Raw genomic sequence first — 23,197 nt, 5'->3', positions numbered from 1 at the left:
CGGGGGGAGGAGAGGACCCGATGGTGGACGCGACGACGAGGTTCTTCGAGGACCTCGACCGGCGGGGGTACGACCCCCTGCTGGCGAAGTCCTCCGGGACCCTGCGCCTGGACCTGCACGAGGGGGCGCACACGACGCACTGGCTGCTGCGGATCGACCACGGCCGGCTCCAGGTGAGCCGGGAGGACCAGGAGGCCGACACGGTGGTCGGGACCAGCCCTGAGCTCTTCGAGGACCTCGCCGCCGGCCGCGAGCACGGGGTGGCGGCGCTGCTGCGGGGGGACATGACGGTGAGCGGGGACCTCCGACTGGTGGTGCAGATGGAGCGGCTCTTCCCCGGCAATCCGGACGCCCGCGGACCACGCCGGCATTTCGAGGTCCATCGGGAGGTGCGGTGATGGCACAGAGCAACACGATCCGGATCCTGGACGGCAGCACCTTCGTGGTGTCGGAGGACACCGGTGACATCGAGGCGACACCGAGCGAGCCGACCGGGTTCTTCTCCCTGGACACCCGGTACCTGTCGACGTGGGTGCTGACCGTGAACGGCGACCGGCTCACCCCCCTGTCGTACGACGACCTCCAGTACTACGAGGCCCGGTTCTTCCTGGTGCCGGGGATGGCGACGCACTACGTGGACGCGAAATTGTCGATCATCCGGGAGCGGGCGGTGGGGGGCAGCTTCCGGGAGACGCTCACCATCCTCAACCACGACGAGAAGGCGGTCGACCTGGAGATCAGGATGGAGGCGGCATCCGACTTCGCCGACCTGTTCCAGGTCAAGGACGAGATCCTCAACAAGAAGGGCGAGATCTACACGGAGGTCGAGTCGGACCGGCTGCGCCTGGGCTACCGGCGGGGCAACTTCATCCGGGAGACGTTGATCTCCGCGTCCCCGGCCCCGCGGTACGACCGCAAGGGCTTCGCCTACTCCATCCACCTGCAGCCCAACGAGCGGTGGGAGTCCGAGATCGACGTCAAGACCATGGCGCTCTCCCCGGGCGGTCGGGACCTGCGGATGGGCCTGCGGGCGCACACCACCGAGCGGCTCGCGCTCCAGCACGACCTCGAGGAGTGGATCGCCAGGGCCCCCAAGGTCAACAGCCAGCACGACCGGGTCGCCTCGACGTACCGACGCAGCCTCATCGACCTGGCCGCGCTGCGCTTCTCGCCGCTCTCCCTCGGCGGGGCGTCGTTGCCGGCCGCCGGCCTGCCCTGGTTCATGACCATGTTCGGCCGCGACAGCATCCTGACCTGCCTCCAGACGCTGCCGTTCACGCCGGAGCTGTCGAAGACCACGCTTCGGATCCTGGCCTCCCTGCAGGGCACCCGGTTCGACGACTTCCGGGACGAGGACCCGGGCCGGATCCTGCACGAGATGCGCTACGGCGAGACCGCCGCCTTCGAGGAACAGCCGCACTCGCCGTACTACGGGTCGGTGGACGCGACCCCGCTGTTCCTGGTGCTGCTCGACGAGTACGAGAAGTGGAGCGGGGACGTCGAGCTGGTCATGGAGTTGGAGCGGGAGTGCCGGGCGGCGCTGAACTGGATCGACGACTACGCCGACCTGGTCGGCAACGGCTACATCTGGTACGAGCGCCGCAACACCGACACCGGCCTGGAGAACCAGTGCTGGAAGGACTCCTGGGACTCCATCTCCTACCGCGACGGCACGCTGCCGCCGTTTCCCCGGGCCACCTGCGAGGTGCAGGGGTACGCGTACGACGCCAAGGTGCGCGCCGCCCGGCTGGCCCGTGAGTTCTGGGGCGACCCGGAGTTGGCCGACCGGTTGGAGCGGGAGGCGGCGGCGCTGAAGGAACGGTTCAACCGGGACTTCTGGGTGGACGACGGCGAGTACTACGCCCTGGCCCTGGACCCGGACGGCCGCCAGTGCGACGTGCTGAGCTCCAACATCGGCCACCTGCTCTGGAGCGGCATCATCGACCACGACCGGGCCGAGAAGATCGCCCAGCACCTGGTCGGGCCCCGGCTCTTCACCGGCTGGGGCGTACGCACGCTGGCCGAGGGCGAGGTGCGCTACAACCCGATCGGCTACCACAACGGCACGATCTGGCCGTTCGACAACTCGTTCATCGCCTGGGGTCTGCGCCGGTACGGCTTCGCCGAGGAGGCGGCGGTCATCGCCAACGGCATCCTCGACGCGGCCACCTACTTCGAGGGCCGGCTGCCGGAGGCGTTCGGCGGCTACCCGCGCGAGCTGACCAAGTTCCCCGTCGAGTACCCGACGGCGTGCAGCCCGCAGGCCTGGTCGACCGGCACGCCACTGCTGCTGCTGCGCACGATGCTCGGCCTGGAGCCGCACGAGGGGCACCTCGCGGTGGAACCCCGGCTGCCGATCGGGATGGGCCGGATCGAGGTGCTGGACATCCCGGGCCGGTGGGGCCGCGTCGACGCGTTCGCCCGGGGCCGCCTCGACATGCACCGGCTGACCGACTAGCGCGACCGGGCCGGCGGCGCGACCCGACCGCGCGCCGCCGGCCCGCCGCCGCCCGAGGCCGCAGCCCGAAAGGCCCGGCCGGCCCGAGAGGCCCGGCCGGCTCGTTGGCAGGTCTGGCAGGCCCGACCGGCCCGAGAGGCCCGACGCGGCGGCGGGCAGTGGCTGCGGAGGCGTTCCGGCACGGCGGCGCGGCGGGCCGGCATGGCCTTCAGCCGGGCAGGGTAAGTTCGCGCCATGCCGGAACTCGTGTACCCGCCCGTGATCGCTGCCGCCAAGACGATGTTCCGGGTCCTCGACCTGAAGATCACCATCGAGGGCGCGCACCACGTGCCGCGTACGGGCGGGGCGGTGCTGGCGAGCAACCACATCAGCTACCTCGACTTCATCTTCTGCGGGCTGGGCGCGAACCCCGCGAAGCGGCTGGTGCGGTTCATGGCCAAGAAGTCCGTCTTCACGCACAAGATCTCGGGCCCGTTGATGCGGGGCATGCGGCACATCCCGGTCGACCGGCGGGCGGGTGCCGGGTCGTACGCGACGGCGGTCAGCGCCCTGAGGCGCGGCGAGGTGGTGGGCGTCTTTCCCGAGGCCACGATCAGCCGGTCGTTCACGGTCAAGGAACTCAAGAGCGGGACCACCCGGATGGCCGCCGAGGCCGGCGTGCCGGTGTTGCCGGTGGCGATCTGGGGCACGCAGCGGCTCTGGACCAAGGGCCGGCCGCGCACCCTCAACCGCCGGCACATCCCGATCACCATCCTGGTCGGCGAGCCGATGGACCCGGCCGACTACCCGGACGCCAACGCGATGACCGTCGACCTGAAGGCGCGGCTCACCGCGCTCGTCGACCGCGCCCAGCGGGACTACCCCGACAAGCCGGCCGGCCCCGACGACACCTGGTGGCTTCCGAAGCACCTGGGTGGCACCGCACCCACCCTGGAGGAGGCCGCCGAGCTGGAGGTGCGTCGCCGGGCCGCCGCGGTCGACCCCGACGCCTGACATCCCCACGGCCGTACGCCCGACGCGGTGACAGCCGCCCGGCATCGCCTACGCCCGGCGCCTGACGGCTCCCGGCACCGCTACGCCCGACGCGTGACAGCCTCCCGGCGGCGCTTCGCCCCGGCGCACGTGGTCGTCGGCGCCGGGGCGGCCGCCCGTACCGCCGGCTTCACCGGTGCCCGGAGGCCGCGCCGGCGGCGGGCCCCTGCCAGCCACGGTCGACGCGTCCCGGCCGGTAGTAGTCCTCCCGGGACTGGAACTCGACCGGCAGCGACCCGGGCAGGGTGATCCGGGTCTCGCCAGCGCCCGGCCCGGCCCCGGCGCGCACCGCCAGCACGTCCCGCTCGGGCGGCGACAGGTCGACCAGCTCGGGGTGGGTCAGCCGGAAACCGGCCACCGCCCGGCGCGCCAGGCGGGTCAGTTCGACGATCTCCCCGGCGGGCCCGGTGAATCCCAGGGCCGGCTGCTGGATGGTGCGCAGCGCGTCGCAGACCACCAGCAGGCGGGCGTGCTCCCCGGGCTCCGCCGCCAGCAGCTCCAGCCGGGACGGCCACTGCCAGCGGATCTGACCGCTGACCAGGCCCGGCAGCCGTACGCCCCGGCGGTGCCGCGCGCCCGCACCGGCCCCGCCGACCAGGGCGAGCTGCGGCCCGGCGCCGACGTACGCGATCCGCCGGTCGGTGACGGTGACCGCCACCGGCTCGGGCAACGTCCACCGCAGTCGCGCCTCCGTCGGGCCGAGCAGGTGCCCCGACGCGTGCAGCCGGCGCCGGGCGAGCACCCGCTCGCCGGCCTCGACGACCAGCTCGTGCCGCCGGTCCAGCGCCGGGGTCACGCCGTCGTCCGCGTCGAAGCGGTGCGGGGCGATGAAGAAGGGGGACGCGTCATCGTGCATCGTCATGACCTCCGCTGCCGACGGCATCTCACCACGAGCGTCGCCGACCCCCGGCCGGCTGTCATGACGCCCGTTAGGGGGTCGGCCGGTCGTAGGAAGCCTGTGACCGGTAGATGCCGATCTCCTCCGGCCGGACTAGGCCGTCCTCGATCGCCCGGGCGAGCAGCGCCGCCTTCGTGGCGGCCGGTCGCCCCGCTCGGGTGTACTTGATGCGCGCCCGGTCGACGTACTGCTTCACGGTGTGTTCACTGATCCGCATCCGACGGGCCACCGACGCCTTCGACATCGACTGGAACCACAGCAGCAGCGCCTCGCGTTCCTTGTCGGACAGGGCGGGCCGGTCCGGGCGGGGGTCGCCCACGATCGCCCCGGCGAGCGCCGGCGGCACGTACGGGCGGTCGCTGGCGGCGGCCAGCACGGTGGCCACGCAGTGCTCCCGCCCCTCGTGCTTGGCCAGGAACGCGACCGCCCCGGCGTCCAGGGCGGCGAGCATCGTCTGCGGGTCGGTGTGCTCCGAGTAGACCACCACCCGCCGGCCGGCCGCGCTCAGCTCGGCGAGCTTGTCCATGGCCATCCGCCCGTGCAGCCGCAGGTCGAGCAGGATCACATCGGCGTCGGGCGCGGCCCGCAGCACGGCGTCGGGGTCGTCACCGGTCGCCAGGACCCGCAGCCGGGGCTCGGCGGCCAGCCAGACGCGTACGCCCTCGATGACGACCGGGTGGTCGTCCACGATCGCCACGCCCACCGACCGACCACCGGTCATCCCCGCCACCGGGTCTGCGCCCATCTGATCTCCCCGTCCCGCTCGTAGAGGTACTCCACCCGCCCGTCGACGCCCGGCGGTCCGGCGGTGTCGGGGCCGACCCGGTCGGGCGTGACCAGGCTGACCACCACCTCGTCGGGCCCGGCGACCACGGTCAGCCGGGCCCAGCCCCGGGCGTCGGCCAGGAGCGCGGTGAGCGGGTCGGCCAGCCGGCGACGCACCTGCACCGGCAGCGGCGGCGGGTCGCCGATGGTGACCAGGTCGATCGGCAGCCCGTTGCGCTCCGCCAGGTCGGCGGCGGCCCGCAGCTCGTGCAGCAGCGGGTCGGGCACGTCGTCGGACTCGGCGATGAGCCGGCGCAGCCGGGCGGCGGCCAGCACGGCCCGCCGCTGCACGTCCGGGTCGGCCGGGTCGGCCCGGCCGTCGGCCAGCTCCGCGAGCACCTCCTCGGCGGCGCCACCGGCCAGCGTCAGGCGGGCGCGCCGCTCCCGCCGGGCCCGTTCGGCGGCGTCCCGCTCGGCCTCCGCCGCGTGGGCGGCGGCCGCCGCGCCGGCCCGCTGCCGGGCCAGCCTCGCGATCGCCGTGCCGCCCACGAAGACCGCCACCTGAAGGGTCGACGTGGCATGGACGGACATGGCGTACCGGGCCAGGTCGGCGGGGCCGGTCGCGCCGTGGCCGAGCACCCCGGCCAGCGCGATCAGCGCGTGTACGCCCAGCGCCGCGATCAGCCCGTAGGCCCGCCGCCCCCACAGCACCACGACGAAGAACCAGCCGAGGGTGCCCCACACCCAGTTCGCGGCGGTGAAGAGCTGCCGCTCACCGGCCGCCGCGACGACCACCGCGTCGACCACCAGCAGCAGCGCGACCAACGGCCAGACCGGCAGGCGCGCGCCGCGCAGCAGCCGGAGGCCGGCCAGCACCCCGACCGCCGCCACGAGCAGCCAGCCGGCGAGGACCACCGCCGGCGCGGCCAGCTCCGCCCACGCGCCCAGCACCGCGGGCAGCGCGATCGCCGTGTGCCAGGCCAGCGCGATGACCACCGCCACCACCCGGGCGCCACCGTCGGAGGCGGCGGCCACCGCCGCCGCCGGGTCCGCCGGGGACCGGCCCTCGTCCGGCGTACGCGCCGCGGGCACCGCCGTCGCCGGAGCCGTCGTCGTCTCAGTCGACACCGGACCACTCCAACCGGATCCGGGTACCGGCGCCGGGGCGCGAGTCGATCTCGGCGCGCCCGCCGACGGAGGACATCCGGCCGCGTACCGACTCACGTAGTCCGTACCGGTGCGCGGGAACGGCCGCCGGGTCGAAACCCGGACCGTCGTCGGCGAGCTCGACCACGACGGCGTCGGCGACCCGGCTCAGCCGCAGCGCGGCGGACGCGCCCGGCGCGTGCCGCAGCACGTTGGACAGCGCGGCGTACGTGCTCTCCGCGAGCGCCTCGGCGACCGGGGCGGGCACGACGCACGGCGCGAGCTCGGTGGTGACCGGCAGTTCGGGCAGCCGGGCGCGCACCGCCCGCAGCCGCCCGTCCAGCGGCACCGGCCCCTCCTCGGGCGCGGACCGCGCGTCGGCCAGCGCGGTGAGGGTACGCAGGTCGGCGGCGCACCGTTCGCGCAGCGCGGCGGACGGGCCGGCGACCGCGCCCAGCCCGACCATCGTCAGGGTAGCCAGCACCGTGTCGTGCAGATCCCGGTTCTGCCGCCGCTCCGCGTCCCGCGAGGTCCGGGCGACCAGCGACTCCCGGGTGAGCCGCTGGTGCGCCACGAAGGCGTCGTCGGCCCGACCGATCCGCCGCCGCATGATGGCGGTGATCAGCGCGCCGCAGGCCGTCTGCACCAGCAGCGTCACCGCGTGCGCGGCGGCCTCGTCAGGCTGGCCGGCGGCGTGCGCGCCGGCCGCGTACGCCACCGTCACCAGCAGCCCCGCCGGAACCGACCACCCGATGGGGGCGTTGGCCTGCGCGTTGAGGACCGTGGTGCTGGCCAGCACCGCGATCCAGCTCACCTCGCCGGGCAGCACCTCCGGGGCGACCAGCACCGGCATCGCCAGGCAGGCGGCGGCGGTCAGCGCCACGTCGCCGAGCACCATCGGGCGGCCGATGCCGTGGCGCAGCGCGCGGAACGCGTACCAGACCGACCAGGCGGTCAGGGCCGCGACGGCCGGAACCAGCAGCGCCGGCTCGACCGGCGGGGTACGCACCGACAGGGCGACCACCGCGCCGACCAGGCCGCAGGCCAGGCGCAGCAGCGCCGGCAGGCGGGTGAAGATGAGAGTGAACGCGCCACCGGCCGGGGTGTCCAGCGTGGTCGGCGACGTGGTCGGTGCGGCGACGGCCGGCATCGGGAAAGAGGGTCCTTCTGCGACAACGACCCGATCCGGGCCAAAACGGGGGATCGACGCCGGAGAATAGCACGAGCATCCGCCCGCGATCACCCTCGGTGCGTGCCGTGTCGCCGGTCGGTCAGCCCTTCCCGGGGCCGGTGCGCACCACCGACGGAACGGTGACCTGCCCGCACCGCCCCTGCCGACGCCCGGTCAGTTGATCGGCAGGACCTTCGTGCCGCCGCCCGCGATCGAGCGGGTCAGCTTCTTTCCGCTGGACCAGTACCAGCAGCGCACCCCCCGGTCGCCGCGCGCCCACGCCTGCTCCGACGGGAACCGGTACGTGCTGCCCGTGCGGTAGCGGAGCATGCCGTCGACCGGCACCTTCGCGTAGCGGGCGATGACCGGCCGGCACTTCGCGTGGACGGCGTCCTCGTCCTTCGTCGCGTCGTCGTAGGACACGTCCGGCGCGGTCCACACGCCCACGTACTCGAAGCGGTGGACCTTCGTGCACGGGACCGCCAGCAGGTTGGACCAATCGTCCTCCTCGGCGCAGCCGTACCGCAGCGGGGTGGCCGCCTTCAGCACACCACGGAGGCTGCCCGCCCGGTTGACGGCCGAATCGTTGTCGCCGTTGGCGCCGCTCACCGGGTCGAGTTCGAACAGGTCGCACCGGTACCACCGACTGCCGCCCGTCCAGCCGGCCGGCGACGTGGGCGCCACCTGCACCGACAGCCGGGCGTCGCGCCACTCGCCGCCGACGTACTCCTTGGCCTTGGCGTCGCACTCGGCGAACGCGGACCGCATCGCCGCCGACCCGACGCGCGGCGGAACCGGGCGGGCGGCCAGGTCGCCGGTGAACGTGCCGATGTGGAACGTCTCGACGAGGTGCGCCTTCGCGCAGTCCACCGGCTGGTGGCTGGTGAGGTAGGCGGTCGGCTCGGCGACGACGTGACACTCGCCGGTCTGCGGCGTGAACTGGCGGGCCTCGGCCACCGGCCGCCAGTCGTCGGTCAGGTCCCCGTCCGTGCCGGCCGGCGTGCCGCACCCGCTGACCGCCGCAGCGACCAGCGCAGCCGAAGCCGTGACGCCCAGCCAGCGTCGCATGTGATCCTCCCCGTGCCCCGTGACGACCGGCGCAGCATATGGCACCCGGCGTCGGCCCCGGCGACACCTGTCCGTGCCGGCGGTGATCCCGTCGGGTCAGCCGAGCCGCAGGTGCAGGTCGCGCAGCAACGCGATCTCGGCGAGGTGGTGGATGGCCTCGCGGTTGATGTGCAGCACGAGCGTCGCCAGCGACCGGTCCGCGTAGGGTCCCTCCGCCGGGCCGCACGGCCGGGCCAGGCCATCGAGGCCCAGGCCGCGCACCCCGGCCATCCATCGGTCGTACGCCTCGTCGAGCTGCGCCAGCGCCGCGTCGGCGGTGCCTGCGTACGCGAAGGAGCCGTAGTCCACCGGGGGACCGCTGAAGTGGGCGGCGACGCGTGCGCCGAACACCCCCACGACGAGGTGCCCGATCCGCCAGGCGATCGTGGTGACGGGCGCGGGATCGGGCTGCGGCATCGCGAACTCGATCAGATGATCGCCCTGCCCGACCGCCATCGGGGCGGTGCTGCGCCCGCGCGGCCGTACGCCCCAGGCGTCGGGGACGGGCTCCCAGTGGTATTCGGCGTCGGTCAGCCCGTCGAGGCGCCGGCGGGCCTGCCGTTGCCAGTGCCAGTCGAGCTGTTCGAGCAGCTCACCGTTCCAGTCGACCTCCATGCCCCGACGCTACGCCCCACCACCGACGAGCCGCCGACTTTGGACGGTGGTGCTACCTTCGCGCCGTCGCCGTTCTCACCGCCGTCGGGAGCCCACCGTGACGAAAAGGTACGTCGGCCTGCTCGCCCTCGTCGCCGTGACGGCGTGCCTGGCCGTGGTCGGTACCCTCGGCGGCTGGTTCCTCGCCGACCGGGGCGACTCCGACCCGACACCGTCCGCGCGGGATACGGCCACCTCCGGCGCCGTCGGCGGCCCGTCGACGGGCTCCCCGGCTGCCGGTGCGTCGTCGGGCTCCCCGGCTGCCGGTGCGTCGCCGACGAAGGATCAGCCGGCGGGTCGGACGTACCAGCTCGACCAGTTGGTCTACAGCCAGTCGGGCCTGACGGTCACGCTGGTCAGCGCGCAGACCACCGGAGGCAAGCTGCGGCTGAACCTGACGTACCGCAACGGCTCGTCGGTGCCGTGGCCGGTGAGCTGCCCGACCGCCGAGGTCGACCGGACCTCCTCGGAGATCGTCCTGGCGGACGGCCGTACGGTGCGTCCCGACTCCACCTGGTGCACCACCACGCGGCCCGACGAGTCCTTCACCATCGCGCCAGGGGAGCGGGTGGAGAGCTGGGGCGTGTTCCCGGTGGTGCCGCAGAGCGGCTCGTCCTTTGAGCTGACCTGGTACGACTTCCCGACCCTCGACGTCCGGCTCCGCTGACGACCTCCTACAGCACCACCGGGAGAGGTTCGACCCAGCAGCTCGCGACGTGGGGCTCGACCAGTCGCCTCGCCTCCTCGGCGTCCGCCTCGGTGAGGAAGACGCCCAGGTTGTCCCGGCGTCGACGGCTGTCCTGCTCGGTCACCGCCGTGAGCAGGTACACGCTGCTGTACCGCTCTCGTCGTACACCCTCCGGCAGGCCCGTGAGGAACGCCTCCGCCACCTCCTGCGGCGAGGCCATGTCGAGCTCACCGCCGACGCCCAGGAGCGGCTTGACCGGCCACATCGGCATGTACGGGCTGAACGTGTTGAAGAGCGAGGGTTGCAGGTCCGACAGCTCGCCCTCGCACCACCCCACGTTGACCGTGACCACGTAGCCCGTCGCCCCCTCGCTCTCCAGCACGAGCACCCGGGAGTTCCCGGAGCGGTGTCCGTCGTCCGAGAGGCCGTCGCGGATCCGCGTGGCCTCCTCCTCGGTCGCGCACCGGATCACCAGACCGCGGTACGCCGCCTCGATCCGCACCGCGTCGACCGGGTGGAACAGCACCTCGATCGTCGTCGGCAGGCGGGCGCCACCGCCGGGCACCAGGTCCGCCCGCAGCAGCAACTGCCCGTGGGTAGCCGAGTACGTCCACAGCGCGAACAGTCGGTCGCTGCGGAAGAGTTCGGCGCCTGGGCGGAAGTCCTCATCACGGGTGAGCCAGACCTTTGACGTCATCTGGTCACCCTCGGGCGCGGCGACGGCCGCCGTCAACCGGCCGATGGTGCGGGGCCGTCGGTCCGCGCCGTCGCCGACGCGGCAGCGGCGCGGACCGACAGCCCCGCTCGTCCACGGTGGCGGTCAGCCCGGCAGGGTCACCTGTGCCGGGGCCGACCGGTGGGTGGTGGTGCCGTCGCCGAGCTGCCCGAACGAGTTGTCGCCCCAGCACCACAGGCTGCCATCGGCGCGCATCGCGCAGGCGTGATAGGACGCGGCGAGGCTGTCCGTCCAGGTGGTGGCGCTACCGACCCGGGTCGGGGTCGACCGGTGGGTGGTGGTGCCGTCGCCGAGCTGCCCGGACGCGTTGTTGCCCCAGCACCACAGGCTGCCGTCGGTGCGCGTCGCGCACGAGGAGTCGATGCCCGTCTCGACCCTCGCCCAGGTGGTGGCGGTGCCGACCTGGAGTGGGGTGGTCTGGAAGCCGACGCCCCCGCCCACCTGGCCGTACCCGTTCTCGCCCCAGCACCACAGCGTCCCGTCGGCACGGACCGCGCAGGTGTGCACGTACCCGGCCGTCACGCCGGTCCACGTGGTCGCGGTGCCCACCTGCGTCGGTGTCGCCCGGTAGTCCCGGATGCCGAGACCGAGCTGCCCGTCCGAACTGCTGCCCCAGCACCACAGGGTCCGGTCCGCGCGGGTGGCGCAGGTGTGCGCGTACCCGGTCGTGACGCTCGCCCAGGTGGTCGCCGTGCCGACCTGCACCGGGGCGGTCGCCAGATAGGGGGTCACGCCGGTGCCGAGCTGCCCGTGGCGGTTCGACCCCCAGCACCACAGGGTGCCGGTGGTCTGGACGGCACAGGTGTGGTTGGCGGCGGTGCTGACGCTGGCCCAGGAGGTGCCGTCGCCGATCCGTACGGGGCTGGTCCGTTTCGTGGTCGTGCCGTCGCCGAGCTGCCCGTTGTGGTTGCTGCCCCAGCACCACAGCGTTCCGTCCGTGCGTACCCCGCAGGTGGTGCTCATGCTGGCGTCGATACGCGCCCAGGTGGTGGCGTCGCCGATGCGGACCGGAGTGGTCCGTTGCGTGGTGGTGCCGTCGCCGAGCTGGCCGTAGAAGTTGTTGCCCCAGCACCAGAGTGCGTCATCGGTGCGGATCACACAGGTGTGCAGATCGCCTGCGGCGACCCGGGACACCGGCCCGGCGGCGAGCGAGGCGTTCGACGTGCCCCGGTCGGCAGAGCTGCCGCTCGCCGTGGCCGCACCCGCCGTGAACCCGAGGGCCAGCACGGTGATCCCCACAGAGGCCGCTGCCGCGACGGCAGTTCGGGCTGCCCGCCGCCATCGCGTCCGTAGCCGCCCCTCCCGATGTTCGTTCATGCTCTGCTCTCCTTGACATCGACGTTTCATGCGGTGGAGGCGGCGCTGCCCCGACAGGTCGCCCAGCAACCCATCACTTCACATCGATGAAACGTTACATTGATGTACGTCAGTTCCGCTCAGGTCTCTGCCGATTGACCACTCTCTGGACGCCCGACGCCCGGTGGGGGAGTGGCCGAGGACGTCGAGTGGGTGCCGGAGCCGGTCGAGCGGATCATGGGTCCCCTGGCTGTCTGACCCTGGGGATCGGCGGTATCGAGTCCTCACGCCGACTCGGGCGGCACCGGTGGGTGATCGAGCGGCCCTTCGCCTGGTTCACCGGCGACCGCCGGATTCCTGGACCACTCCGGCGGGCGCAACCAGTCGGAACCGCTCAACGCGCAGAGTGGCGGCACCACGACCTTCGCAGGCCGCCTGCCTAACTTCTTGCCCTTCTCGGCCCGGATGACGTGATCGCCGCGCCCGCGTCCGGCATGACCGGTGAGGAGCCGAGGTGCGGCCTTGGCTGTACAGCTATTCGTGCAGCAAGGGCCGCCCACTGAGACCGACGTCGCCCGACAATCACGGACGGGCTGACCAGGGACATAGCCGCCCGACCAGCCATCCCGGTCTTTGTCTAATCCCGATGGCAGAGGTTCGACCCCCGGCCACCCCGGCGCCTGTAGGGCTACTGCCTACTGCCTTGTCGTTCGATCGCCGCCTGCCCGTCTTCGCCAGCGAAGCCAACTTGGGTCATGACGCTCAGAGTCGCGGCATTCTCATTGGCGATCGTCGCCTCCACGCGCTCGACCAGGGTTGTGAAGGCTGCGACGTCGTCCAGATCGGTGTACACGCCGGTTCGTGTGAGGAAGTAGATCCTCTCGTGCCCCAGCGTCTGCTCCGTCGACCGGTAATTCTTCCACTGCTCCCGATAGCGGAACACACTCTCCAACGACACCGCCCCGGCCACGATCAGACTCACGACGGTGGTCACCGCCTGGGCGTAGGGAAAGTCGAGGTTGACGAGGACCGGAACCAGGGAACCCCCGACTACGGCAGCGGTGCGGGTTCGAAGGTGGGTAGCCTTCGCCTTCACCGCCTTCTTGTCGTACCAGGACTGGTACTGGGCAAGTCGCTCGGTGAGGTATTCCTTCGCCGAGAGCCCGGGACTTGACCCCTGCCCGGGGATGTCCTCGGGCAGAGGGACCTGGGCTCTATCCACCACGGCGATTAGTAGAGCCGGTGCGCCGATGGTCGTCAAGGCGATGCGCCACCGCGGCCGGCGTGAGTCCGCATGTAGTTCGCAAGAGGCCGCGGGACGGCGGGGAGTGGTGTGAGACGTTGAGAGGTGTAGGAGCCCATTCGGCCTGCTCGCTGGAGTGATCCGCTGGGGAGCTTCATGATCTCGCCACGTTGCCGCTTGATGCCTGCCACCGGGCCGGTGCTAGCTCGATGGCTCCACGAATAGCTCCACGGGAGCCGTCCGGCCGAGAGAAGTACCTGTGCGCCCGGCAGGATTCGAACCTGCGGCCTTGGGATTAGAAGTCCCCTGCTCTATCCGCTGAGCTACGGGCGCGCGCGTGCGTGTCGCGCGAGAAGGGTACCGCCGCCCACCGGGTGACCGGTGGAACGGGTGGTCGCGTTCCACGTCGCGGACCAGGGTCGCACGCGTCCCCGGCGTCGGTCACGCGGGTTCCGCCGTCCGCGCGGCCCGGGGTGCGTCGGCCCGTACCCTCGGCTGGTGCTGCTTGACCCGGACACCGAGAACGACGTCGCCTACGAGTTGTGCCAGCTCCTCGGCCGCGCGATCCTGCCCATCCGCCGGACCGACGCCGGGGCGGCGGACGACCGGGGCGAGGGCACCGCGTTCCTCTTCACCGGGCAGGGGCGGGAACACCTGCTGACCGCCGACGCGCTCACCGACGCCGGGGCGGGGGAGATCGGGCTGCGGGCGAGCGTGACCGAGCCGGCCGGGGTCGCCGCCGACGCCGTGGCCCTGTCCGACCTCGCCGACCGGTGGCGGCACCACGGGGATCTCGGCGTCGCCGTCCTGCCCACCGTCGCGCTGCACGAGCACGCGGCCGGGGAAGGTTGGCGGTGGCGTACCCAACAGGTGCCGGACGCGATCGCGGCCGATCGGGACGCGATCGCCCGGATCGGCGCGGAGCCCGGATCGGCGGTCGTGCTGGCCCACGGCGTCGGCGCGGGCGGCGCCCGGCCGCTGGAGGTGGCGATCGAGCGGGTGGCGCGCGTGGGCGGCGTCGTGCGGCTCATGGCGGAGCTGCCGGCCGGCTACGTCGGCGCGCCGGTGTTCGGCGTGCAGGCCGACGGCGACGGCGGGCCGGGGCTGCGGTGCCTGGGCCTGGTGCTGCCGGCGCGCGACGGCGGCCACCCGCTGGCCACCTTCGACCGCATCCGGGCGGCCGTCGACGCGTCGTGAGACCCGGCGGCCCGTCGGTGGGGCGTGATCGGCGGGCGGGCGGCGCTCAGCCGCCCCGCACGGGGGCGTCCGCCGGGTCGGTGTCGTCCGCCGGCTGCCGGCTCGCCGGTGGGCGCTCCCCGGTGCGGGCCGTCGGCCCGGCGTCGAAGAACGCGTCGGCCCAGCGTCCGACCTCCTGGAAGACCTTTTCCCGTACGGCGGTGCCGGAGAGCGTGAGGTCGTGCATCCCGCCGTCGAAGCGCGCCACGGTGACGTGCCGGCCGAGGCGGGGAGCCCAGCGGACCATGTGCTCGACGTCCAGGACGGCGTCGGCGAGGGCCGCCGACTCGTGCCACTTCTTTCCCCTGAACGAGCGGGTCGAGCAGGCGAGTAGCACCGGCACCTGGATGTCCAGGCCGGCGCGGAGCTGCCGCTGGGCGCTGCGGATGGCGTTCAGCCAGCCGGCCCGCACGGGGAACCCGGCGAGGGGCTTCCAGGTCAGGTCGTAGTTCCACTCGCCGTGGTGCTCGGCGTGGATGCTCTCGCTGTAGACCGTGCCCAGCCCGAACGGCAGCACCCGGCGGGGCGCCCGGCGGCCCAGCCGGCCGACGGCGGCGGCGAGCGGGCGGCGTACCAGCCAGGGGGCGTTGATGTCGAAGAAGGGGCTGTTCAGGAAGAGCCCGTCGATGATCCCGGCGTCGCGGCGGGCGTGCGCCCACAGCGGCAGGATCAGCCCGCCGGTGGAGTGGCCCATCGCGAGCAGCGTGTCGTGACCGTCGTCCTCGCGGATGATCCGCGCGGCGGCGTCCAGTTCCGGGAAGTAGTCGCTGAGGTCGCGGCAGAAGTTCGGCGTCTGGTGGGGCCGCAGGCTGCGTCCGTACTTGCGCAGGTCGAGGGCGTAGAAGTCCCATCCCCGCTCGGCGAAGAAGTCACCGAGGTGGCCCTGGAAGAAGTAGTCGGTGAAGCCGTGCACGTAGAGCACGGCCCGCCCCGTAGGGCGGTCGGCCCGGCGACGGACCAGGGTGGCGACCACCGGGCCCTCGTCGTCGGTGCCCAGGTCGATCGTCTGCCGCTCGTACGGCGGGCCCAGCACGTCCGGTTCCACGACCGCGACGGTACGCCGGGAAGCTACCGGGCGGTAGCCCCGGGCGCCGTCCGGCCCCGCCCGCCCGCACCCGGCGGACGGGGCCCCAGGCGTACGTCTCAGACGGTCTCGGCCTCGGCGCGGGCCGGGTCGGTGTCGGGCTCGACCTCGACGACCGGCGGGGGTACGTCGCGCAGGTGCTTGTTGTGCCGCGGCTCCTGCTTGGTCTTCGCGTCGTTGAGTCGCCGCCGCAGGTCGTCCCGGACGTCGTTCAGCGCGGCGTGCAGGTCCTCCTCGCCGGAGGTGGTGACGATCTTCTGGCGGCCGGCGATCCAGCACTCCAGGGTGACCTTCTGACCCTTGGCCTCCCGGTCCTTGACCGACACCTCCAGCTCGGTGGCGTCGGCGTGGAACCCGGCCAGCCGCGAGTCGAGCGTGGCGAACTGCTCCGCGATCCAGTTCCGGTCGCCCTGGGAGAACCCCGCGCCGACCCGCAGGCATTCCGCCACGGTGGCCGGGTTGGCGACGGCGCTCATCGCCGCACCTCGCCCGAGACGGTGGCGGCTGCGGTGCTGGTCATCTTCATGATCGCTGACCTCTCGTTCGTCGTGCTGTCGGCGGTGCGGTTGATCGGCTCCATACCCCGTCACGCTCCGTCCGGAACGTGACGCCTCACCCCGGGCGCGGACGCCCGGCCGCCGCCGGTTCTGGCTGCGCTCCCGCCGCACGGCGGGGCCTGGTGCTGCGGCCGTCGCCGGCAGGGCGGCCCGCCTCCAGATCATCGGACCGATCGCGCGGGCTCCCCAGGGCCGACCGGCCCTAGCACACCGGGATCTTGATCAGGTTCTTGTCCACAGGCGGTCCGGTTGTCCACAGGTCGACGCGCGGTGCTGGCGCGCCCCCGCGCCGAGGGCCCAGGCTCGGCACCGAGTCGACTCGCCGTGGCAAGCCCGATCTCCCCCTGGAGGGACGATGTTCGACACCTACGTCACGATCGTGGGCAACGTGTTGACCGCGCCGGAATGGCGTCGCACCACCCAGAGCAACACCCTGGTGGCCAACTTCAAGGTCGCCTCGACCGCCCGCCGCCTCGACCGCGACAGCGGGCGCTGGGTCGACGGCAACAGCCTGCGCGTCCGGGTCAACTGCTGGCGCAAGCTCGCCGAGGGGGTGGCCGCCTCCGTGATGGTCGGCGACCCGGTGGTGGTCTGTGGCCGGCTCTACACCCGCGACTGGACCGACGACGCCGGCAACCACCGTTCGCTCTACGAGCTGGAGGCCGTCGCCGTCGGCCACGACCTGTCCCGGGGCCGCAGCCGGTTCCAGCGCAACCGGCCGACGATGACGACCAGCACCGTCGAGGACGCCGAGGCCGAGCACCGGGTGCACGGCGAGGCGACCGAGCCGGTGCCGGACGAGGAGGCCCCCGTCCTGCCCGACCGCCGGCCGCTCGACGACGACTTCGACCCCGACTTCGGCGCGTTCCCGGCCGGACGCGTCCTGCCGACCGTCGACAACTCCCTCGACCCCTTCGACGAGCCGGCGGACGACTCCCACGGCGAGGAGCCTCACGACCCGCGGCCGGAGGGCGACGACCCGACGCCCGGGTCCGGGTCGGTGCCCGAGCCCGGCTCGACGTCGGAGCCCGGCTCGGCGGGGGACGTACCGGGTGCCCGGGGTGGTGGGCGCGACGCGGCGGCGGGGGAGGCGGGCCCCTCGGGCCTGCCGGGCCCCTCGGACCTGTCGGCCGAGGAGGCTGACGCGGCCGAGGCGGGCGGCTCTCCGGCCGGTCGTGGCCGGCGGGGCCGGGGGCGGGTGCCGCAGCCCGCGTGACCGTCCGCACCCGGGTGGCACGACGGGGGCGGGGTGGCGCGGCGGTGCCGTCGTCACCCCGCGTGTCGCCCGCGGTGCTTCGGCGGACGACCGGGCCGTCGGGGAGGGGCGGGCGGGTGACCGGTGCGGCGCTACCCGGCGCGGTCGGACGCCGCCGGGCGCCGACGGACGGGACGCGGATGGTCGGGTGTTCGGCCGGGGACGGGTGGGCGCTCGGCTAGGCTGGCCGGCCGGAGGTGGTGGCGGGTGCGACAGGCGACGCCGGTGGCGACCGCGGCGGGACTGGTCGCGGGGTACGCCCTCGACGCGCTCCTCGGCGACCCCCGTCGGTACCACCCCGTGGCCGGCTTCGGCCGCACCGCCGGGGCCCTTGAACGGCGGATGTACCGCCCGGACCGGCTGGCCGGAACGGCGTTCACCGCGCTGGCCGTCGGCGCGCCGGTGCTGCTCGGGGTGGCCGCGACGGTCGCCACCCGCCGCCGGCCGGTGGCCCGGGCCGCGCTGGTCGCCGCCGGCACCTGGACCGTGCTCGGCGGGCGTACGCTGCGGCACGAGGCCACCGTCATGGGGCGTGCGCTGCGCGCGGGCGACCTCCCGGCCGCCCGGCAACGGCTCGGCCACCTCTGTGGCCGGGACCCGTCCGCGCTCGACGAGCCCGAGCTGGCCCGCGCCACCGTCGAGTCGCTCGCCGAGAACACCTCGGACGCGGTCGTCGCCCCGCTGCTGTGGGGCGCCGTCGCGGGGCTGCCCGGCCTGCTCGGCTACCGCGCGGCGAACACGCTCGACGCGATGGTGGGCCACCGCTCGCCTCGGTACGCCCGGTTCGGCACCCCCGCCGCCCGCCTCGACGACCTGCTCAACCTGGTGCCCGCGCGGCTGACGGGCCTGCTCACCATCGCGGTCGCGCCCACCGCGCACGGCGACCGGGAACGCGCGCTGCACGTGTGGCGCCGGGACCGCAACGACCATCCCAGCCCGAACGCCGGGCAGTGCGAGGCGGCGATGGCCGGCGCCCTCGGCGTACGGCTGGGCGGGCGCAACGTCTACTTCGGCCGCTCCGAGGTGCGCCCGTTCCTCGGCGACGGGCCCCGGCCCGAGGCGCGGCACCTCAAGCGGGCCGCCCGGATCTCCGGCGCGGTCGGGCTGGCCGCGCTCGGGTTGGCCGCCGCCTACCCACTCACGCTCGGGCGGCTGGCGGGCGCCCTCGGCCGCACCATCCTCGGGCGGGGCGGCGTCGGCGGCGGCGCGGGTACGGCCGGGCTCGGGAGCCACCGGTGAGCGGCGGCCTGCTGGTCGCCGGCACCACCTCCGACGCCGGCAAGAGCGTGCTCACCGCCGGCATCTGCCGCTGGCTGCACCGCCGGGGCGTGAAGGTGGCGCCGTTCAAGGCGCAGAACATGTCCAACAACTCGGCCGTCGTCGTCGGCCCGGACGGCCGGGGCGGCGAGATCGGGCGAGCCCAGGCGATGCAGGCCGCCGCCTGTGGCCTCGCCCCCGACCTGCGGTTCAACCCGGTGCTGCTCAAGCCCGGCAGCGATCTGGCCAGCCAGGTGGTGCTGCTCGGCGAGGCGGTCGACACGGTCACCGCCGGCAACTTCCGCGAGTTGCGGCCCCGGCTCGCCGAGACGGCGTACGCGGCGCTCGCCGAGTTGCGGGCCGCGTACGACGTGGTGGTCTGCGAGGGGGCCGGCAGCCCGGCGGAGATCAACCTGCGGGCCGGCGACTACGTCAACATGGGCCTGGCCCGGCACGCCAACCTGCCCACGATCGTGGTCGGCGACATCGACCGGGGCGGGGTCTTCGCCTCGATGTTCGGCACCCTCGCCCTGCTGGACCCGGCCGACCAGGCGCTGATCGCCGGCTTCGTGATCAACAAGTTCCGGGGCGACCTCGGGCTCCTCCGGCCGGGGCTGGACATGCTGCGTCAGGTCACCGGTCGCCCCACGTACGGGGTGCTGCCCTGGGCGCTCGACCTCTGGCTCGACGCGGAGGACTCGCTCGCGTACGGCCGGGTGCTCGGCCGACCGGCCGCCCCGCGCGGCACCGACTGGCTGGACGTGGCCGTGGTCCGGCTGCCCCGGATCAGCAACGCCACCGACGTCGAGGCGCTCGCCACCGAGCCGGGCGTACGGGTCCGGTTGACCGTCGAGCCCGCCGAACTGGCCGCCGCCGACCTGGTCGTACTGCCCGGCTCGAAGTCGACCGTGGCCGACCTGGCCTGGCTGCGGCAGACCGGCCTGGCCGACGCCGTACTGGCGCACGCGGCGGCGGGCAGGCCGTTGCTCGGCATCTGCGGCGGCTTCCAGATGCTGGCCCGCGCGATCCACGACCCCGTGGAGAGCCGGCAGGGGAGCGTACCGGGGCTGGGCCTGCTGCCGATCGAGGTCACCTTCGACCCGCACAAGACCGTCCGCCAGTCGACCGGCACCGTCGGCGGCGACGTCCCCGTCCGCGGCTACGAGATCCACCACGGGTACGTCTCCCACGCCGACCCGGCGCTGACCCCGTTGCTGACCTGTGCGGACGGCGGCGGCGAGGGGGCGGTGCTGGGTGCCGTGCACGGCACCCACTGGCACGGGGCCTTCGAGTCCGACGGGTTCCGCCGCCGCTTCCTGACCGAGGTGGCCCGGCTCGCCGGCCGGACCGGCTTCACGGTGGCCCCCGACACGACCTTCGCCGCCGTCCGCGAGCGTTCCCTGGACCTGCTCGGCGACCTGGTCGAGGAGCACCTCGACACCGAAGCCCTCTGGCGTCTCGTCGAGTCCGGCCCGCCCGCCACCCTCCCCTTCATCCCACCCGGAGCCCCAGGAACCCCCTGACCCACCCCACCCCGCCGCCCCACCCGCGCCCGCGTGCCCCGCGCGCGCCCGCGTGCCCCGCGCGCACCCGCGTGCCCCGCGCGCACCCGCGTGGCGCGTGCCGCGTCCCGCCGGAGTGATCAAGAGGTTTGCGTCCTGTGGAACCCCGGATCAGGGCGCAAACCTCTTGATCATTGGCTGCGGGCTGCGGGCTGCGGGGCGCGCCGGGCGCGCGGCGCGGGGGCGCACGGTGTGGGGTGAGGGGGCAGGGCGGTGGGCTCAGGGGCGGATGTCGGCGGGGCGGTCGGACATGGGCAGTCCCGCCTCGCGCCACGCCTGTACGCCGCCGATCATGTCGGTCGCGTGGTGCAGCCCGAGCGCCCGCAGGCTCGCCACGGCGAGGCTGGAGCTGTAGCCCTGGCGGCACACCACCACGATGCGCTGGTCGTACCCGGTGGCCTCGGGTATCCGCCAGGCGCTGGCCGGATCGAGCCGCCATTCCAGCACCGTCCGGTCGATCACGATGGCGCCGGGGAGGTCGCCCTGCTCCCGCCGCTGTGCGTCGGTGCGGGTGTCGACCAGCAACGCGCCGGTACGGACCGCCTCGACGGTCTGGTGCGGGGTCAGCCGGCGTACCCCGGCGCGGGCCTGTTCCAGGAGGGCGTCGACGCCCGGACTCATCACGCTGTGGGACACCAGCAGATCATCCCGCCCCGTTCCGGGCTCCGCCCGACGAATGGCCCCGGCCCAGCCGACGACCGCTCGTTCGGGCGACCCCCGATCGGAGCGCCCGGACGGGCACGCCGGGCCGCCCACGTCAGCGGACCGACGGCTGCGCCGACGCGCTTCCGACCCGCGCGGTGGTCGGGCATCCGGGGCTGGTTACCGTCGGCCACGTGGCGGTGGCGGTGATCGAGGCGTACGACCGGCTGGCCCGGCGGGTGCTCGCCGGGCCGGCGCGGTTGGGACGGACCCGGCTGGTGGCGGTGGACGGGCCGAGCGGCGCGGGCAAGAGCGCGTTCGCGGCGCGGCTCGCGGACGCCCTCGCCGCCCTGCCCGGCGGTGGTCCGGTGCCGGTGGTGCACACCGACGACCTGCTGGACGGCTGGGACGACCAGCTCACCTTCTGGCCCCGGCTGGAGGAGTGGGTGCTCGGGCCGCTGCGCGCCGGGCGGCCGGGGGCGTACCGCCGGTACAGCTGGGTGCGGCGAAGTTTCCTGCCGCGTCCGGTGCCGGTCCCGGTCGCGCCGGTGCTCCTCGTCGAGGGCGTGAGCGCGGCGCGGGCAGCGGTCGCCGCGGACCTCACCCTGGCCGTCTTCGTCACCGCCCCGGCGCCGCTGCGGCTGGCCCGGGCGCTGGAGCGCGACGGCCGGGCGATCCTGCCGGAGTTGCGCCGCTGGCACCTCGGGGAGCGGGCGCACTTCGCCGCCGACGGCACCGAGGCGCGCGCGGACCTGGTGGTCGACGGCGCCCCGGGCCTGCCGCACGATGCCGCCCGCTACTACGTCCGCCGCCGCTGAGGCCGTCGGCGGCGGGTGACCACGGGCGCCGTCGGCCGTCCGGGAGCGAGGTCGCCGTGCGCCGTCGGCCGTCCGGAGCCAGGTCGCCGCGTCGGCGGGCGGCCGGGAGCCAGGTCGCCGCGTCGGCGGGCGGCCCGGGGACGAGCCGTCGCGGCGGGCTCGGGCGGTGCGGTCGGTAAGGCCGGCATACGATGCCGGTCATGACCACACCGATCATGTCCGAGTCCGAGGTCCGGGCCGCCGTCGAGCGGGAGATGCCCGGCGTCCGCGCCGACCTGGAACGTCTCGTCCGCATCCCCGGCATCGCGTTCGAGGGCTTCGACCACTCGCACGTGGAGCGCTCCGCCGAGGCGGTTGCCGAACTGCTGCGCGGCTGCGGGCTCGACGTCGAGATCGTGCGCTCCGGCGGCCAGCCGGCGGTCATGGGCAGGAAGGCGGCCCCGCCCGGGGCGCCGACGGTGCTGCTCTACGCCCACCACGACGTGCAGCCGGTCGGCGACCTGACGCTGTGGGAGTCGGACCCGTTCGAGCCGGTGGAGCGGGACGGCCGGCTCTACGGCCGGGGCGCCGCCGACGACAAGGCCGGCATCATGGCGCACGTGGCGGCGCTGCGCGCGTACGGTGACGCGCTGCCGGTCGGCGTGGTGCTCTTCATCGAGGGCGAGGAGGAGTACGGCTCCGACTCGCTGGAGCGGCTGCTCGCCGAGCACCGCGACGAGATCGCCTCGGACGTCATCGTCATCGCCGACTCCGCCAACTGGGACATCGGCGTACCGGCGCTGACCACCTCCCTGCGCGGCATCGTCAACTGCTTCGTGGAGGTGCGCACCCTCGACCACGCCGTGCACAGCGGCATGTACGGCGGCGCCGTGCCGGACGCGCTGACCGCCCTGGCGCGGCTGCTGGCGACCCTGCACACCGACGCCGGCGACGTGGCGGTCGACGGGCTGGCCGCCCGGGAGGGCGCGAGCGTCGACTACCCCGAGGACCGGTTCCGCGCCGAGGCCGGGCTGGCCGAGGGCGTGAGCCTCATCGGCACCGGGCGGATCACCGACCGGCTCTGGACCAAGCCCGCGCTGGCGGTGCTCGGCATCGACGCCCCGGCCACCGGGGAGGCGCCGAACGCGCTGGTGCCGACCGCCAAGGCCAAGCTGAGCGTACGGCTGGCGCCGGGCGACGACCCGAAGCGGGCGTACGCGGCCCTGCGCGCCCACCTGGAGAAGCACGCCCCCTGGGGTGCCCAGGTGACGCTCACCTTCGAGCACGACGGCGACCCGTGCGTCATCGACGCGTCCGGCCCGATGTTCGACGCGGCCCGCTCGGCGTTCCGGACCGCCTGGGACGGCACCGACCCGGTGGACCTCGGCATCGGCGGCTCGATCCCGTTCATCGCCACCTTCCAGGAGATGTTCCCGCGCGCGGCGATCCTGGTGACCGGCGTGGAGGACCCGCACGCCCGGGCGCACGGCCCGAACGAGAGCCTGCACCTCGGGGAGTTCGGCCGGGTCTGCCTGGCCGAGGCCCTGCTGCTCAGGAACGTGGCCGAGGCGGTCGTCGACGGACGGTAGGTGTCGGAACCGTAACTTCCGGGT

Annotated in this window: 21 protein-coding genes, 1 tRNA gene and 2 pseudogenes; 11 read left to right on the top strand and 13 right to left on the bottom strand. The window is 74.1% G+C overall.

All coding sequences use genetic code 11. The features are described 5' to 3' along the window. Positions 1-20 precede the first annotated feature (20 nt). The 3 genes from AC5L34_RS24375 to AC5L34_RS24365 all read left to right on the top strand — a co-directional run bounded on the left by AC5L34_RS24375 (position 21) and on the right by AC5L34_RS24365 (position 3,451). Complete coding sequence (locus AC5L34_RS24375) at positions 21-398, top strand: SCP2 sterol-binding domain-containing protein (protein WP_441177052.1); 378 nt, start codon at positions 21-23, stop codon at positions 396-398. Then, positions 398-2,458: an amylo-alpha-1,6-glucosidase gene (locus tag AC5L34_RS24370; protein WP_441177051.1), complete on the top strand. Its 2,061-nt coding sequence runs from the start codon at positions 398-400 to the stop codon at positions 2,456-2,458. Before AC5L34_RS24375 ends, AC5L34_RS24370 begins: the two co-directional genes overlap by 1 nt. A 234-nt stretch (positions 2,459-2,692) precedes the next feature. Further along, complete coding sequence (locus AC5L34_RS24365; protein ID WP_441177050.1) at positions 2,693-3,451, top strand: lysophospholipid acyltransferase family protein; 759 nt, start codon at positions 2,693-2,695, stop codon at positions 3,449-3,451. A 169-nt stretch (positions 3,452-3,620) separates the two neighbouring features. Here the strand turns inward: AC5L34_RS24365 and AC5L34_RS24360 are convergent, their stop codons facing one another. From AC5L34_RS24360 to AC5L34_RS24335, 6 genes are all read right to left on the bottom strand, one after another. Next, positions 3,621-4,346 carry a hypothetical protein gene (locus tag AC5L34_RS24360; RefSeq protein WP_441177117.1) on the bottom strand — a complete coding sequence of 242 codons (726 nt, stop codon included), beginning with the start codon at positions 4,344-4,346 and terminating at the stop codon, positions 3,621-3,623. A 73-nt stretch (positions 4,347-4,419) separates the two neighbouring features. Next, entirely contained in the window at positions 4,420-5,133 is a 714-nt protein-coding gene (locus AC5L34_RS24355; protein WP_494827112.1) for a response regulator, read from the bottom strand. After that, positions 5,106-6,281: a hypothetical protein gene (locus tag AC5L34_RS24350; protein ID WP_494827111.1), complete on the bottom strand. Its 1,176-nt coding sequence runs from the start codon at positions 6,279-6,281 to the stop codon at positions 5,106-5,108. Before AC5L34_RS24350 ends, AC5L34_RS24355 begins: the two co-directional genes overlap by 28 nt. Then, positions 6,271-7,449, bottom strand: coding sequence for a sensor histidine kinase (locus tag AC5L34_RS24345; protein ID WP_441177047.1), 1,179 nt, complete (start codon positions 7,447-7,449; stop codon positions 6,271-6,273). Before AC5L34_RS24345 ends, AC5L34_RS24350 begins: the two co-directional genes overlap by 11 nt. Positions 7,450-7,644: 195 nt before the next feature. Continuing rightward, the gene (locus AC5L34_RS24340) at positions 7,645-8,538 is read right to left on the bottom strand and encodes a septum formation family protein (protein ID WP_441177046.1); all 894 of its coding nucleotides are present in this window, start codon (positions 8,536-8,538) and stop codon (positions 7,645-7,647) included. 96 nt (positions 8,539-8,634) lie between these two features. Then, a complete protein-coding gene (locus AC5L34_RS24335) occupies positions 8,635-9,192 on the bottom strand; it encodes a DinB family protein (protein WP_441177045.1) in 558 nt (185 codons plus the stop codon). 97 nt (positions 9,193-9,289) lie between these two features. On the opposite strand from AC5L34_RS24335, the gene AC5L34_RS24330 reads away from it, so the two are divergent. Further along, positions 9,290-9,898 (top strand): hypothetical protein, encoded by a 609-nt coding sequence (locus AC5L34_RS24330; RefSeq protein WP_441177044.1) that lies wholly within the window; start codon positions 9,290-9,292, stop codon positions 9,896-9,898. 7 nt (positions 9,899-9,905) lie between these two features. On the opposite strand, the gene AC5L34_RS24325 is transcribed toward AC5L34_RS24330, so the two are convergent. Both AC5L34_RS24325 and AC5L34_RS24320 read right to left on the bottom strand, forming a co-directional pair. Then, entirely contained in the window at positions 9,906-10,616 is a 711-nt protein-coding gene (locus tag AC5L34_RS24325) for a hypothetical protein (protein WP_441177043.1), read from the bottom strand. A 123-nt stretch (positions 10,617-10,739) separates the two neighbouring features. Beyond that, positions 10,740-11,972 carry an RCC1 domain-containing protein gene (locus AC5L34_RS24320; RefSeq protein ID WP_441177042.1) on the bottom strand — a complete coding sequence of 411 codons (1,233 nt, stop codon included), beginning with the start codon at positions 11,970-11,972 and terminating at the stop codon, positions 10,740-10,742. Positions 11,973-12,223: 251 nt separating this feature from the next. Here AC5L34_RS24320 and AC5L34_RS24315 point away from each other — a divergent pair. Then, a pseudogene (locus AC5L34_RS24315) lies at positions 12,224-12,310 on the top strand (IS5/IS1182 family transposase); the annotation flags it as partial. 329 nt (positions 12,311-12,639) lie between these two features. On the opposite strand, the gene AC5L34_RS24310 reads toward AC5L34_RS24315, so the two are convergent. Continuing rightward, complete coding sequence (locus AC5L34_RS24310; RefSeq protein WP_441177041.1) at positions 12,640-13,212, bottom strand: DUF4231 domain-containing protein; 573 nt, start codon at positions 13,210-13,212, stop codon at positions 12,640-12,642. Between the two features lie 242 nt (positions 13,213-13,454). Further along, positions 13,455-13,527: transfer RNA gene (locus tag AC5L34_RS24305), tRNA-Arg, on the bottom strand. A 165-nt stretch (positions 13,528-13,692) separates the two neighbouring features. On the opposite strand from AC5L34_RS24305, the gene AC5L34_RS24300 reads away from it, so the two are divergent. Continuing rightward, on the top strand, positions 13,693-14,391 hold the full coding sequence (locus tag AC5L34_RS24300) for a hypothetical protein (protein ID WP_494827107.1): 699 nt from the start codon (positions 13,693-13,695) through the stop codon (positions 14,389-14,391). 46 nt (positions 14,392-14,437) lie between these two features. Here AC5L34_RS24300 and AC5L34_RS24295 read toward each other — a convergent pair whose 3' ends face one another. Together AC5L34_RS24295 and AC5L34_RS24290 are read right to left on the bottom strand one after the other, a co-directional pair. Beyond that, the gene (locus AC5L34_RS24295) at positions 14,438-15,475 is read right to left on the bottom strand and encodes an alpha/beta hydrolase (RefSeq protein WP_441177040.1); all 1,038 of its coding nucleotides are present in this window, start codon (positions 15,473-15,475) and stop codon (positions 14,438-14,440) included. 98 nt (positions 15,476-15,573) lie between these two features. Next, positions 15,574-15,990, bottom strand: coding sequence for an HPF/RaiA family ribosome-associated protein (locus tag AC5L34_RS24290; RefSeq protein WP_101412457.1), 417 nt, complete (start codon positions 15,988-15,990; stop codon positions 15,574-15,576). Between the two features lie 436 nt (positions 15,991-16,426). On the opposite strand from AC5L34_RS24290, the pseudogene ssb reads away from it, so the two are divergent. The 3 genes and pseudogenes from ssb to AC5L34_RS24275 all read left to right on the top strand — a co-directional run. After that, positions 16,427-17,132 (top strand): annotated as a pseudogene (ssb, locus tag AC5L34_RS24285) (single-stranded DNA-binding protein); the annotation flags it as partial. 401 nt (positions 17,133-17,533) lie between these two features. Beyond that, positions 17,534-18,565: a cobalamin biosynthesis protein gene (locus AC5L34_RS24280; RefSeq protein ID WP_441177039.1), complete on the top strand. Its 1,032-nt coding sequence runs from the start codon at positions 17,534-17,536 to the stop codon at positions 18,563-18,565. After that, positions 18,562-20,106: a cobyric acid synthase gene (locus AC5L34_RS24275; protein ID WP_441177038.1), complete on the top strand. Its 1,545-nt coding sequence runs from the start codon at positions 18,562-18,564 to the stop codon at positions 20,104-20,106. The genes AC5L34_RS24280 and AC5L34_RS24275 overlap by 4 nt, the downstream gene beginning before the upstream one ends. Positions 20,107-20,364: 258 nt before the next feature. On the opposite strand, the gene AC5L34_RS24270 is transcribed toward AC5L34_RS24275, so the two are convergent. Beyond that, on the bottom strand, positions 20,365-20,766 hold the full coding sequence (locus AC5L34_RS24270; RefSeq protein ID WP_441177116.1) for a rhodanese-like domain-containing protein: 402 nt from the start codon (positions 20,764-20,766) through the stop codon (positions 20,365-20,367). Between the two features lie 215 nt (positions 20,767-20,981). Here AC5L34_RS24270 and AC5L34_RS24265 point away from each other — a divergent pair, with 215 nt between their 5' ends. Then, entirely contained in the window at positions 20,982-21,605 is a 624-nt protein-coding gene (locus tag AC5L34_RS24265; protein ID WP_441177037.1) for a uridine kinase family protein, read from the top strand. A 215-nt stretch (positions 21,606-21,820) separates the two neighbouring features. Continuing rightward, positions 21,821-23,173 carry a dipeptidase gene (locus AC5L34_RS24260; RefSeq protein WP_441177115.1) on the top strand — a complete coding sequence of 451 codons (1,353 nt, stop codon included), beginning with the start codon at positions 21,821-21,823 and terminating at the stop codon, positions 23,171-23,173. The last annotated feature ends 24 nt before the right edge of the window (positions 23,174-23,197 follow it).

The organism is Micromonospora sp. ZG13, assembly GCF_059359355.1.
This window is presented reverse-complemented; position numbering and strand designations above follow the sequence as displayed.